The organism is Peptostreptococcus equinus (assembly GCF_027125355.1).
Taxonomy (GTDB): domain Bacteria; phylum Bacillota; class Clostridia; order Peptostreptococcales; family Peptostreptococcaceae; genus Peptostreptococcus; species Peptostreptococcus equinus.
This window is the reverse complement of the sequence record NZ_CP114052.1, coordinates 753506-767139: the sequence shown is the minus strand read 5'-3', so window position 1 is coordinate 767139 and position 13634 is coordinate 753506. Positions and strand designations below refer to the sequence as shown.

The 13634-nt window shown below is 30.4% G+C and carries 13 protein-coding genes; all 13 read right to left on the bottom strand.

Features of this window, described 5'->3' with window-relative positions; genetic code table 11:
* Positions 1-7: 7 nt before the first annotated feature.
* On the bottom strand, positions 8-616 hold the full coding sequence (plsY, locus tag O0R46_RS03950) for a glycerol-3-phosphate 1-O-acyltransferase PlsY (RefSeq protein WP_269312283.1): 609 nt from the start codon (positions 614-616) through the stop codon (positions 8-10).
* 23 nt (positions 617-639) lie between these two features.
* Positions 640-1965, bottom strand: a complete 1326-nt coding sequence (gene der, locus O0R46_RS03945; protein ID WP_269312282.1) for a ribosome biogenesis GTPase Der — start codon at positions 1963-1965, stop codon at positions 640-642.
* A 134-nt stretch (positions 1966-2099) separates the two neighbouring features.
* A complete protein-coding gene (locus O0R46_RS03940; RefSeq protein WP_269312281.1) occupies positions 2100-3398 on the bottom strand; it encodes a sensor histidine kinase in 1299 nt (432 codons plus the stop codon).
* Between the two features lie 54 nt (positions 3399-3452).
* Positions 3453-4133, bottom strand: a complete 681-nt coding sequence (locus O0R46_RS03935; RefSeq protein WP_269312280.1) for a response regulator — start codon at positions 4131-4133, stop codon at positions 3453-3455.
* 16 nt (positions 4134-4149) lie between these two features.
* Positions 4150-4911 (bottom strand): peptidoglycan editing factor PgeF, encoded by a 762-nt coding sequence (pgeF, locus tag O0R46_RS03930; protein ID WP_269312279.1) that lies wholly within the window; start codon positions 4909-4911, stop codon positions 4150-4152.
* Complete coding sequence (gene nrdR, locus O0R46_RS03925; protein WP_269312278.1) at positions 4889-5374, bottom strand: transcriptional regulator NrdR; 486 nt, start codon at positions 5372-5374, stop codon at positions 4889-4891. The genes pgeF and nrdR overlap by 23 nt, the downstream gene beginning before the upstream one ends.
* A 99-nt stretch (positions 5375-5473) precedes the next feature.
* Positions 5474-6643 carry a cell division protein FtsZ gene (gene ftsZ, locus O0R46_RS03920; RefSeq protein WP_269312277.1) on the bottom strand — a complete coding sequence of 390 codons (1170 nt, stop codon included), beginning with the start codon at positions 6641-6643 and terminating at the stop codon, positions 5474-5476.
* A gap of 142 nt (positions 6644-6785) precedes the next feature.
* On the bottom strand, positions 6786-7916 hold the full coding sequence (gene murG, locus O0R46_RS03915) for an undecaprenyldiphospho-muramoylpentapeptide beta-N-acetylglucosaminyltransferase (protein ID WP_269312276.1): 1131 nt from the start codon (positions 7914-7916) through the stop codon (positions 6786-6788).
* A 12-nt stretch (positions 7917-7928) separates the two neighbouring features.
* Positions 7929-9308, bottom strand: a complete 1380-nt coding sequence (gene murD, locus O0R46_RS03910; RefSeq protein WP_269312275.1) for a UDP-N-acetylmuramoyl-L-alanine--D-glutamate ligase — start codon at positions 9306-9308, stop codon at positions 7929-7931.
* A 253-nt stretch (positions 9309-9561) separates the two neighbouring features.
* Positions 9562-10527, bottom strand: a complete 966-nt coding sequence (mraY, locus tag O0R46_RS03905) for a phospho-N-acetylmuramoyl-pentapeptide-transferase (protein ID WP_269312274.1) — start codon at positions 10525-10527, stop codon at positions 9562-9564.
* Complete coding sequence (locus O0R46_RS03900) at positions 10527-11924, bottom strand: UDP-N-acetylmuramoyl-tripeptide--D-alanyl-D-alanine ligase (RefSeq protein ID WP_269312273.1); 1398 nt, start codon at positions 11922-11924, stop codon at positions 10527-10529. Before O0R46_RS03900 ends, mraY begins: the two co-directional genes overlap by 1 nt.
* Before the next feature lie 43 nt (positions 11925-11967).
* Positions 11968-12903 carry a 16S rRNA (cytosine(1402)-N(4))-methyltransferase RsmH gene (rsmH, locus tag O0R46_RS03895; RefSeq protein ID WP_269312272.1) on the bottom strand — a complete coding sequence of 312 codons (936 nt, stop codon included), beginning with the start codon at positions 12901-12903 and terminating at the stop codon, positions 11968-11970.
* On the bottom strand, positions 12893-13630 hold the full coding sequence (lgt, locus tag O0R46_RS03890; protein ID WP_269312271.1) for a prolipoprotein diacylglyceryl transferase: 738 nt from the start codon (positions 13628-13630) through the stop codon (positions 12893-12895). Before lgt ends, rsmH begins: the two co-directional genes overlap by 11 nt.
* Positions 13631-13634 lie beyond the last annotated feature (4 nt).

Sequence of the window (13634 nt, the reverse complement as noted above, 5' to 3'; positions counted from 1 at the left end):
TTTCCTCCTATTTATTTTTTTTCAGACTAAATCTACTTTCATTTCCATTAATCAACCTTTTTATATTCTGTCTATGCTTATATAATACGGACAATGTAAGAAGTGTACATACCCACACACCACCGTAATCTCCCCTTATGGCCATAAGAATAACAAATAAAGTCACCCCTAACATAGACCCTAAAGATACATATTTTGTAACTGCAACTACAACTATAAAAAATATCATGCTTGTAACAGTTACAAGTGGCGATATAGCCATAAGTGCACCATATGTAGTAGCAACACCCTTCCCACCTTTAAAATTTAAAGTGAACGGCCAGTTATGCCCACATACCACAGCCAAAGCTGATATATACTTTGCCATATAAATATCTCCATTTAAAGTCTTAGCTATAAAAATTGATACCAATACAGCAACTGTTCCTTTAAAAAAATCTCCTAAAAAAGCTATTAATCCAGCTTTTAACCCAAGTGTTCTAAGAGTATTAGTAGCACCAGGATTTTTAGATCCCTTTGTTCTTATATCTATACCAAAATATTTGCCTACTAATACCGAACTTGGTATATTACCGAATAAATAAGAAATTATAAGTATCAATAAAAATATTAACATATACTAACTCCCTGTATAAAAAATTATCTTCTTTTCTCTTTATAATCAATTCTAATAGATGTACCTTCAAACCCAAAATTTTCTCTAAATCTATTTTCCATATATCTAGTATATGAGAAATGTGTAAGCTCTTTATCATTTATAAACAATGTAAATGTTGGAGGCTTTACACCTGTCTGAGTTCCATAGTAAATCTTCAATCTCTTGCCTTTATCAGAAGGTGGTTGATTTAGCATTACAGCTTCACCAATCACTTGATTTAATTGAGATGTAGATATTCTCTTGTTTTGCTCATTAGATACCATAAGAACTGTATCCAAAATTTTATTAATTCTCTGATTTGTAACAGCAGATACAAACTCTATTGGAGCATATGCCATAAATGGAAACTTTTGACGAATGTCCATCTTATAATTGCCCATTGTCTTATTATCTTTTTCTATCAAATCCCATTTATTTACTACAAATATACATGCCTTACCTTCATCATGTGCTATACCTGCTATTTTTGTATCCTGCTCTGTAACACCTTCGGTAGCATCAATTACAATAAGAACTACATCTGCTCTATCCACGGCACTCATAGATCTTATAACTGAAAATCTTTCAACATTTTCATATACTTTACTTTTCCTTCTAATACCTGCAGTATCAATTAAAAGAAATTTATTTTCACCCTTTTCAAAGTATGTATCTATTGCATCTCTAGTAGTGCCTGCTATTGGTGATACAATTACTCTTTCTTCTCCAAGTATATTATTAAGAATAGAACTCTTACCCGCATTTGGTTTACCCGTTATAGCAACTCTAATTACATCTTCATCATACTCTGTATTAAGCCCTCCAGGCATCTGCTCTAATATTTCATCTAGTAAATCACCTAATCCAATGCCATTCGCTCCTGAGATTGGCATTGGATTTCCAATTCCTAATTCATAAAAATCATATAAATTATTCATCTGGCTTTTTGAATCTATTTTATTTACTACTAAAATAACTGGTTTTTTTGTTCTTCTCAATATATCAGCTACTTCCTTATCTGCTGCTGTAAGTCCACCTTTGCCATCTACTACAAATAATATAACATGTGCCATATCCACAGCTAGCATAGCCTGATTTCTCATCTGAGATATAATGATATCATCAGATTCAGGTTCTAATCCACCTGTATCAATTATCGTAAAGTAGTTATTCAACCACTCTACCTCTCCAAATATTCTATCCCTAGTAACCCCAGGAGTGTCCTCCACTATAGATATTTTTGTTCCTGTTAATTTGTTAAATATAGTAGACTTACCTACATTTGGTCGTCCTACAACTGCCACTATTGGTCTATTATCTTTACTCAAAATATCACTTCCATTCTTCCTAAATTTCTAAGCTATAAATTTATCCACAATTATTGTTATCGCTTTTATATAATTTTTCAATAACCTATATTATAACATAAATCGTACTTTAAATGTACTATAATCACTATTTCCTAGCTATTATCACTTTTATAAACCTTTGGTAGTTTAACCGTGAATTTTGAACCTTCTCCTAATTTTGATTCTACTTCTATTTTTCCATTTAGCGATATTATAATATGCTTTATTATTGCAAGCCCCAATCCTGTACCCTCTATTTCTTTATTTCTGGATTTGCTGACTCTATAAAATCTTTCAAATATCCTATGCATATCTTCTTCAGCTATACCTATGCCATTATCTTCTACACTAATATAAAGAAAACTTCTATCATCATAATACGTTACTTTTACATAACCGCCTGGCTTATTATATTTAATTCCATTACTTATTAAATTAATAAGAAGTTCTTTAAAATACTGAGAATAGGTATAAAACATTTCATTTTCATTCAGATATTCAACAAATAGTTTAATTTCATTTTCATTTTTCTTACATTTTAACAAGGCAAAAATCTCTTCATTAATATCTTCAATATTAATCCACTCTTTTTTAATATCTTTGCCACCTTCGATCGAAGAAAGTAGCAATATATCATTAATCAAAATTTTTAACCTGCTAGACTCACTATCGATAATATTTAAAAATCTTTTTCTCATTTCCGGGCTGATATTATCATCATTTTCCTTTAAGGTTTCAATAAAACCTTGTATTGAAGTTAATGGTGTCTTTAATTCATGACTTACATTTGCAGCAAAATCTTTTCTCATGCTTTCAAGTTTCATTTTTTCTGTTATATCTTCAATATTTATAACAGATGATACTGTGACTTCATTTTTACTATTATTTTTTATTGGATCTATCTTTATTTTAAGTATTTTGCCATCACGCATTCTTAGGTCTCTAGATACACTTTCTTTAGAGTCTGAATTAAATTCTATAAAATCTAATATTTCTTTATTTTTTATTATATTGGAAAATACTTTTCCCTCTACTTTTTGATCAAATGGTATATCTAGTATTTTCTTAGCTGGTTTATTTATTATAAAAATTCTGTTACTAATATCAACCACTAATATACCATTAGTCACAGATCTTATTATGGTATTTAATTGCCTATTTTTATCTTCGACTTGTTCAAATGTCCTATCTAACATATCAATCATTTCGTTATAATTTTCAGCAAATCTATTATTATCAATATTTTGAGTCATAGCCATTCTAGTATCAAAGTTCATACTTTTAACCTTAGTTGATACATTCATCAAGTCTCTCACAAATATATTTAGTTCTTTTTTTTGCTTGTATAACATCAATGAAATAATCCAAGATAAAATCATAAAAACCATTATTAAATAAAGCGTCATATTCATAACTCCTCCACTAAAAATAAGGGATAATAAGCAATGCTTAGTATCCCTATGAATTTATTTCATTTTATATCCTACACCTCTAATTGTTTCAATAATTTTTTCATTTAATCCATTTTCTTCTAATTTTTTTCTTAAATATCTTATATGGACATCTACAGTTCTTGTTTCTCCAAAATATTCATAACCCCAAATTTTGTCTAATAAGTAATCTCTAGTTAATACTTTTCCTCTATTTTTCATAAGCAATTTAAGCAGTTCAAATTCTTTTAAAGTTAATTCTATTTTATTATCACCAACACATACTTCATACTTTTCGAGATTAAGACTAATATCTCCTACTTTTAATATTGAATCATCAATATTCGACCTATATCTTCTAAGTACTGTTTTTATTCTTGCCATTAATTCCTTGACGCTAAATGGTTTTGTAATATAATCATCAGCACCTATATTTAGACCTTCGATCTTATCTTCTTCCATATTTTTTGCTGTAAGCATTATTACAGGAATTTCAGATAAATCTTTATCGGATCTTATTTTTTTCAACAAATCAATACCACTAACGTTTGGTAACATCCAATCTAAAAGTATAAGATTTGGCTTTTCATTTTTTGCCATCATAAAGGCTTCAAAGCCATCCATAGAAGACAATACTTCATATCCCTCAACCTCTAAGTTAAATCTCAATAGCTCAATAATGTGCTGTTCATCATCTATAACTAAAATTCTTTCCACTTAAATTCCTCCTCAGTTAAAATATCTGAACTATGCTTCCTATTCTCTTATCTGTCTTATCATCTACCCTATATGAATAAAATGTATCATTTAAACAAGATGTACATAGGTCATAATTAAAAATATTATCTCTCTTAACTCCAATACTCTCAAGTAAATATATGTTAATAATATTTAAATTTAGGTAAATTTTTTCATTTCTAATTTCATATATATTACTTATTTTTTCTTCTTTAATATTATTTTTTTTGAGCATAGCAGTAAATTTATATACCAAGTCCTCTTTTACTTCATAACAGCATTTTCCAATAGCTGGGCCAATATATACTTTTACATCTTCAAATTTTGTACCATAAGACTTTTTCATCAATTCTAATGTTTTTATTGAGATTAAACCATATGTACCTTTCCACCCGGCATGAGCGTTTCCTATAGCTTTATTTTCTTCATCAAGAAAAATTATTGGAAGACAATCTGCAGTAAATATCAATAGTGGTACATCTTTTAAGTTACTTACAAGAGCATCAGCCTCTTGCATGGTTCCAATATTATTCTTATCTATTTTTCTAACTACGGCAGAATGTATCTGAATATTGGATGTAATATTGTTATATGCAAATTTTTTTGTTTTTAAAAACTCTATCATTTGCTCTTTATTTTTGCTATCAATATTTCTAAATGTATTAATAATACCAAAACTATCATCTATTATTTCAATACAGTCATTATTCTTTACTTGGTTAAGTAGAAATTCTTTATTTATTTTCAATTTCATCATCTTTATTTTCTCCTTTTTCATGAATTATACTTTCTAACTCATTTACAAAGGTATTCAAGTCTTTGAATTGCCTATAAACGGAAGCGAATCTCACATAAGCAACCTCATCAACTTCCTTTAGCTTATCCATAAGCATAAGACCAATTTTACTTGTTTCTATTTCATCGACAAACATTTTATTTATTTCACTTTCAACAGAATCTACTATTTCATCTATTTTAGCTACTGATATAGGTCTTTTCTCACAAGATCTAACTAGCCCAAACTTAATTTTATCTCTATCAAATGATTCTCTACGGCCATCTTTTTTAATCACCATTACCGGTATCATTTCAATCTTTTCATATGTTGTAAATCTTTTTTTACAACGTTCGCATTCTCTTCTTCTTCTAATTGAAGATGAATCAATATGTCTTGAGTCCAAGACTTTAGATTCCTTATATTCACAATAAGGGCAAAGCATTTATTTTCACCTCACTTCATTTATAATAAATATGGCTCAAGCATATGCTGAGCCATATTATTGCAGAAATGCAACAAGTTGCTATCTACACATATCTTATTATTTTTTTCTTCTCAAGAATGTTGGTATTACCATGTCGTCATCACTAGCTGTGCTACTTTCTTCAAAATTGCTAGTAAAGTTCTGTTTTTCTTGTACCGGAGCTGGCTCTGGCTTTACTTCCTGTTCTGTAGCTCTGGGAATTTCGTTATATTTAACTTGACTCTGTGATACAGTTGATCTCCTTAACTGTGGAGTATTGAATATATCTTCGCTTCCATCCTGTAACCCTGTTGCTACTACAGTTATTACTATTTCATCACCGAAATCTTCTCTTGTGGCTGCACCAAATATAATCATTGCGTCTGGATCACACTTCTGTCTTATTATTTCTGTTGCTTCACTAACTTCTAATAAACCAAGATCTGTACCACCAGTTACATTTATAAGTACACCCTTAGCTCCATCGATAGTTGTTTCTAGTAACGGAGATTCTATAGCCTGCTTTGCAGCAGCAATGGCTCTATCTTCACCAGAAGCAGTACCCATACCCATATGAGCTAGTCCTTGATCCTTCATTACCGCTTCAACATCAGCAAAATCCAAGTTGATTAATGCAGCTTCTGAGATTAATCCAGAAATTGATTGTATACCTTGCTTTAATATATCATCTGCCTTTGATAAGGCATCTGTAATGCTTGTTCTCTTTTCAATTATTTGAAGAATCTTATCATTAGGAATAGTTATTAACGTATCAACATTTTTTCTAAGTTCTGTGATACCTTCATCTGCCTTATTCATTCTCACTCTACCTTCAAAAGAAAAAGGTTTAGTTACAACTGCAACTGTAAGTGCACCTGCATCTTTTGCAATCTGAGCAACTACTGGTGCTGCACCTGTACCTGTTCCACCGCCCATACCAGCAGTGATAAATACCATATCTGCACCTTCAATAGCCTTTGCTATTTCATCAGCTGATTCTTCAGCTGCTTTTTTACCTTTGTCAGGATTAGCTCCTGCACCTAGTCCTTTTGTAAGTTTTTCACCTATTTGTAATATATGTTCTGCCTTAGAAGATTCTAAAGCCTGTTTATCAGTATTTAAAGCTAGGTATTCAACACCCTTAACGCCTGAACTAATCATCACGTTAATAGCATTATTACCACCACCGCCGACACCAATAACTTTTATCTTAGCAGAGCCAGCCTGCTCTTCCACAAAGTTTAACATTTATAAACCCCCATTCATTCAAAGTATTCTATCGATTAATAAACTCTTGTCATATTCATAATCAAAATTATTGATATTTCATCTATTATATAATATATTAAAAAGCACTCAAATTGCAAGGCTTTTTTAATATTTTTTCACATTATACAGACATTTCCTTACTTATTTTATCACAAATTTTTTCTATTGCGTCCGGCTTACCAAACTTTAAACTTGACTCTGACATTTTCTTTAGTTTAGTGGAGTTATTTATCAAATCAAAAATTACATTCTCCATTTTTTGTTCACAAAGTTCTCTTTCAAGTAAGCATATGGAACCACCTGCACTCTCAAGAGATTTAGCATTATACTCTTGATGATTTTCTGCTGTATAAGCCTTTGGAACTAAGATTGACGGTAGACCTATCGCTGTTATTTCAGCCATAGATATTGCCCCTGCACTGCCTATATAAAGATCTGCTGCTGCCAAATTATTTGCCATATCTTCTAAGTAAGGAACAATTCTTTGATATTCTTTTAATTCCTTACCATCTACTAATTTTATAAATTTCTCATAGTAAATTTTACCTGTAGCAATAGTAAATGCCATGTTTTCTTCTATCATTCTGTAAAGTGAAGACTTAAAAACATCATTTATCTCTTCAGATCCTCCGCTACCACCGGCTAATAATATCATTTTTTTGTCCATTGGTATATTTAGTATCTCTCTTGCTTGGCTCTTAGTCGTATTTAATATATCGTCTCTTACTGGGTTTCCTGTAAGATATAATTTATTTTGACAGGCTTGTGAAAATCTTTTGTGAGAATCTTCAAAACTAGTCATTACAAAATCAACATTTTTGGCTAACATCTTATTTGTTATTCCTGGAAATGAGTTTTGTTCATGTATACATGTTTTTATACCCATTTTGCTGGCTTTTAGAACTACTGATCCACTGACATATCCGCCTGTACCTATTACAAGATCTGGTTTAAATTTCTTTATAATCTTTTTTGAGTCACTCAAAGATTTAACAAATAGGGCCAATCTTTTGACATTATCAAAATTAATCTTTCGTCTAAATCCCTTCACTTCTATAAATTCTATATTATATCCATTATTTGGTACTATTTCTGATTCTATACCAGCCTTTGTACCTACAAATAAAATTTGAGAATCTGGATATTTTTCTTTTATTTTGTTAGCTATGGCAATGGCTGGATATACATGACCGCCAGTACCGCCTCCTGATAAAATTACTCTCATATTGTTTCCTTCTTCTTTTTTTGACACTTAGTCTTTTTTCTATTTATTATTAGATTTTAAAGAATTTACACATTCTTTAAAATCATTTCCTCTTTCTTCATAGTTATTATACATCCCCCAACTAGCACATGCAGGAGAAAGTAGTACTATATCTCCTTCATTTGCAATCTCACTTGACTTTTCTACTGCTTGTTTAATACTATCTACCTCTATTATTTCATCTATACCATGGCATTTTGCGGTTTTTCCTATTAATTCAGATGTTTGACCCAATGTAATTATAGTTCTTACATTCTTATTTGCTATTTCAAATAATTCATTGAAATCACTTCCCTTATCATAACCACCTGCTATTAGTATAATTGGCTCTTTATAAGATTGTACAGCCTTTATAGTTGAATCTGGATTAGTGCCTTTTGAATCATTTACATATTTTACATTGTTTACGTTTTTAACAAATTCTAGTCTATGTTCAACAGCTTTAAAATTCTTTAATACATCTACTATTATTTCTTTGTCGATTTCTAAAGCAATAGACATTGCAATAGCCGCCATACAATTTTCTAAATTATGACCGCCCGGGAGCGAAAGTTCATCTACTTTCATTATTGTTTCTATTTCCCCATTGCTATCAACAACTATTGAATCATTATCTAAAAAAATTCCATTCTCAGGTTTTTCTAGTCTAGAGAAAAATATTGTCTTTGCTTTAGAAGCAGCAGCCATATTTCTAGTATATTCATCATCATAATTTAATACACAAGTGTCATTTTCATCTTGATTTTCAAATATTCTAGCTTTTGCCTTAGCATAATTTTCCATAGTATGATGTCTATTCATATGATCTTCAGTTAGATTAAGTACAGAAGACACATATGGCTTAAATCCTAAGACACTTTCTAGTTGAAAGCTTGATAATTCTGTTACAAAAACAGACCCTAGACCTGCTTTTTCTACTTGTTCAATAGCTGGATAACCAATATTTCCAACTATATAGGTTTCTAGTTCTGCAGCTTTACATATTTCTCCCATTATACTTGTAGTTGTAGTCTTTCCATTTGTTCCCGTTATGCCAACAAATTTTATCTGCTTCTCTCTACTTGCTTCATAAGCTAATTCTATTTCACTTATTACTGGTTTAGATAATTTTTTCAATTCTATTACATATTCCAAATCAAGTGGCACACCAGGAGATAAAACAGCAAAGTCAACACCAACTATCTCTTCTTTGTTTGGATTTCTTCCTAATATCTTCTTTACTTTTCCATATTGCTCTATATCACTTATTATTTCTCTTAATTCTTCTTCAGTTTTAGAATCATTAATTATTAAACTAGCTCCGTTCTTTAATAGAAATTTAGCTGAACTTATTCCTGAACGAGCCATTCCTACTACTAGTACTTTGTTTCCTTCAAACAAAAATTTCACCTCTATTCAGCCCAAGTAGGCATTTTAATCTTTACTCTTAATTATAACATATATATGCAAGCTATTAAAAGTTGTATGATTTTTAAATAATTTTTAAAAGCAAATAATAATTTGATTAAAAGAATACTAATAAATTACCCTCTTTACTACCTAGGTAGTAAAGAGGGTAATAATTCCTTGTATATTTTATTTATTAAAACAGAGTATAGTAATTAAATTTTATTTCACTTTTTAAATTCTCAAATTAGAACATCGCTATTAATCCAAGTAGAGTTAGTATTAGTGTCACTATCCAGAATATAAATACTACTTTAGTTTCTGGCCAACCACATTGTTCATAATGATGATGAAGTGGTGCCATTTTAAATATTCTTTCCTTTGTCCTCTTATAATGTCCAACCTGGATAATTACTGAAAGAGCTTCGGCCAAATATATTCCTCCTACAATCGGTATAATTAATACTGAATTAGTGAATACAGCAAAAGCTACTACAGCGCCACCTAGAGCCATAGAACCAGTATCTCCCATAAAAACTTTAGCTGGATTAATATTAAACCACAAAAATCCAATGCATGCACCAAATGTAGCCGCTGCCATATGAGTTACTAACACATTATTTAACATAACAAAAGCAAATACAGCAAAGAATGCTGATACTATTGCAGTTATACCACTTGCTAATCCATCCAAACCATCGGTTAGATTGACAGCATTAACAGTACCTATAATTACCATCATCATAAATGGTATATATATCCAACCAATATTTAACTGACCATGTGTAAATGGAATAATAAACTGTGCTCCATCACCTATCATCTTAAATTTATAAAATGATATACCAAATGCCAAAACGACCTGTAAAATTATCTTCTGAATTGGAGTCAATCCCAAAGATCTTGTCATTTTAATTTTAACTATATCATCTGCAAAACCGACAAACCCAAATCCTATCATACATATCAAGGCTACGAAAGTATCTGAATTCAAATTAGTTCTAAAAAGTGTTGTAAGCAATATTGCTATTACCAACATAATGCCACCCATTGTAGGTGTTCCATTTTTTGCTAAATGTGATTGAGGACCGTCGTCCCTCACTGTTTGTCCAAATTTCATATTATGAAGTACTGGAATAAGAAATGGCCCCATGACCATTACCATTACCATAGCTATTAACGAAGTAATGGCTAAGTATCTAAAACCTAACATTATTTACCTCCTTCTAGGTAAGTTACTATTTTTTCAAAATGCATACCCCTAGATGCCTTCACTAGAATAACATCATCTTTTTTTAAAATACTGGGTAAATCATTTATAAGCTCTTCTTTTGTGTCGAAGTGATAAATATTACTTAAGTCAAATCCATGTTCTTGCGCTTCTATACCTATATACTTCGAAGCTTCACCAGCAGTAATTATTAAATCCGCCTTTTTTATTGACTGAATCCCTACTTTTCTATGACCTTCTTCTGCATAATCCCCCATCTCTAGGCAATCGCCTAATATAGCTATCTTTCTTTTTTCCTTATACATTGATAAAACTTTTAATGAAGCTATCATAGAATCCGGGCTAGCATTATATACATCATTTATAATAATATATTTATCAGTACTTATTATATCTTGTCTATTTTCTGTAGCTTGAAAATTTAGCAGACCATCTTGTATTTGACTAATTGTCATATCCAACGACAACCCAACTATTATAGCTGCCATTGCATTATATATATTGTGTTCACCAATTGTTGGAATAGTAAATTTATAATCTTCTGATTTAATTGACACAATAAAATCTGTAAATTTATTTTCCATACTTTGATTTGATTTTAATACTAAATCATTATATAAGTTCTTTCCAAAGCTATAAAGCTTATACTCTATTTCATCTGCTTCTTTTTTCTTTAATATTGTAGATAATAATTGATCATCTCCATTTATTATAAGTCTAGAATTTTTATCGAAATCACTTGTTATTTCCATTTTTGCCTTAAATATGCCTTCTTGCGACCCAAGAAGTTCTATATGAGACATTCCAATATTGGAAATTACACCAATGTCTGGTTTAACAATATCGACTAAATATTTAATTTCTCCAAATCCACACATACCCATTTCAATTACAGCACACTCATACGATTCGTCTAAATTAAATAATGTCAATGGAACACCAAATTGATTATTAAAATTCTTTTCATTTTTTAAAGTCTTATATTTTTCAGATATAACAGCATAAACCATATCTCTCGTAGTTGTTTTCCCCACACTACCAGTTATTCCTACTACTTTTAAATCAAATTTATTCCTGTAGTATTTGGCTATCATACCCATAGCTATCTCCGTATTTTCTACTAAAATTATATTAGCATCATTTATATTAGAAATATCTATTTTTTCGTCAGACAAAAGAAAATTTCTACATCCATTTTCATAAGCAAGCCCTATATAATTATGACCGTCATTATTTTCTCCGATAATGGCAATAAATAGTGACTTGTCATCAGCTTGTCTATTATCAATTACTATTTTTGATATTTGAGCATCACTTTCACCAGAAACCAGTTTGCCCGTTGTTGATTTTATTATTTCTTCAACTCTTAAACTGTTCATTTTTACCTCCTATAAAGCATAACCATATACTATAATATCAGTTTTACTTTTTTTCCGCTACCCTTAATTTTGCACTTCTAGATCTAGGATTGGCCTCAATCTCTATTTGGCTAGGGATTATAGGCTTTCTAGTGATAATTTTTACCTGACTTTTTTTGCCGCACTGACAGAAAGGTAATTCAGGTGGACAAATACAATCTAAACTTAGGTATTTGTATTCATTTTTTACAATTCTATCTTCTAAAGAATGGAATGTTATTATACAAATTCTGCCCTCTTTATTCATCATCGATATAGAATCGTCAATCATCTTTTTTATTACGCCAAGCTCATTATTTACTTCTATTCTGATAGCTTGAAACGTTCTTTTTGCAGGATGTGGTCCATTTATCCTAGCTTTTTTAGGTATAGCTTTTTTTATTACTTCCACTAGTTCAAAAGTAGTATCTATAGTTTTATCTATTCTTTCTTTAACAATAAATTCAGCTATCCTCTTTGACCAGTTATCTTCCCCGTATTCTTTTATTATTCTATAAAGTTCTTCTTCTGGGTAGTTATTTACTACATCCCATGCTGAAATGGAATTTCTGTTGTCCATTCTCATATCAAGTTTGGCATCATTCATATAAGAAAATCCTCTATATGATTCATCAAGTTGGTGTGAAGATACACCTAAATCTGCCAATACTCCATCAATCGCTTTAATATCGTGAGCTAATAACTGCTCTTTAATGTTTTCAAAATTATCTCTGATCAAAATTACTCTATCACCAAATTCAGTTAATCTTTCCTTTGCTGTATTAATAGCATTAATATCTTGATCAAAACAAATTAATTTCCCATCTTTTCCTAATTTTTTTGCAATTTCTTTACTATGTCCTGCTCCACCCATCGTACAATCTACATACACTCCATTTGGCTTTATATTTAGATTGTCTATGCATTCGTGAAGTAAAACTGATACATGATTAAATTCCATTATTTTTCCTCTTCAATAATATGATGTGTATAATAATTCCCAAACATATACCCAGTATACTTATAAATTGTGCCATTTTTATAGGTCCAAACATTAAAGAATCTGTCCTAAGAGCTTCTACAAAAAATCTCACAATTGAATATAGCACCATATATACAACCATCAATTGACCATCATATTTTTTATTCTTACTTAATTTAAATAATAATATAAAAATCAACACATTAGATATTGATTCATATAAAAAGGTTGGATGAACTTTTTGACCATCTACCATTATTCCCCAAGGAAGATTGGTTGGTCCACCATGAGCTTCTCCATTTATAAAATTCCCCCATCTTCCTATTGACTGTGCAAGAGGCAAGCCTAGTACCACCACATCCGTCAATTTAAAAAAATCTATTTTTTTTATTTTTGAATATATAAATATAGTTAGGAGCCCGAATAATATACCACCGTGAATGGCTAGACCCCCTCCTCTAATATTTATCATTTCCATTATATTGCCAGAATATGCACTCCAATTAAAAATAACATAATATACTCTTGCACCAATTACACCAATAGGTATTAACGCTATGCACAAGTCTATTACAAGATTTTCATCATATCCTAATTTTTTTGCATATTTTGATGATATCAAAACAGCTAAAATCATACCAATCGCTATTAATATACCATACCACATGACATCTATACCAAATATTGTAAATGCTATTCTATCCACGCTA

Excerpts from the sequence above, each read along its gene's own strand:
- plsY (WP_269312283.1), bottom strand. The coding sequence starts at position 616 with ATGTTAATATTTTTATTGATACTTATAATTTCTTATTTATTCGGTAAT.
- O0R46_RS03940 (WP_269312281.1), bottom strand. The coding sequence starts at position 3,398 with ATGAATATGACGCTTTATTTAATAATGGTTTTTATGATTTTATCTTGG.
- pgeF (WP_269312279.1), bottom strand. The coding sequence starts at position 4,911 with ATGATGAAATTGAAAATAAATAAAGAATTTCTACTTAACCAAGTAAAG.
- nrdR (WP_269312278.1), bottom strand. The coding sequence starts at position 5,374 with ATGCTTTGCCCTTATTGTGAATATAAGGAATCTAAAGTCTTGGACTCA.
- ftsZ (WP_269312277.1), bottom strand. The coding sequence starts at position 6,643 with ATGTTAAACTTTGTGGAAGAGCAGGCTGGCTCTGCTAAGATAAAAGTT.
- mraY (WP_269312274.1), bottom strand. The coding sequence starts at position 10,527 with ATGTTAGGTTTTAGATACTTAGCCATTACTTCGTTAATAGCTATGGTA.
- O0R46_RS03900 (WP_269312273.1), bottom strand. The coding sequence starts at position 11,924 with ATGAACAGTTTAAGAGTTGAAGAAATAATAAAATCAACAACGGGCAAA.
- rsmH (WP_269312272.1), bottom strand. The coding sequence starts at position 12,903 with ATGGAATTTAATCATGTATCAGTTTTACTTCACGAATGCATAGACAAT.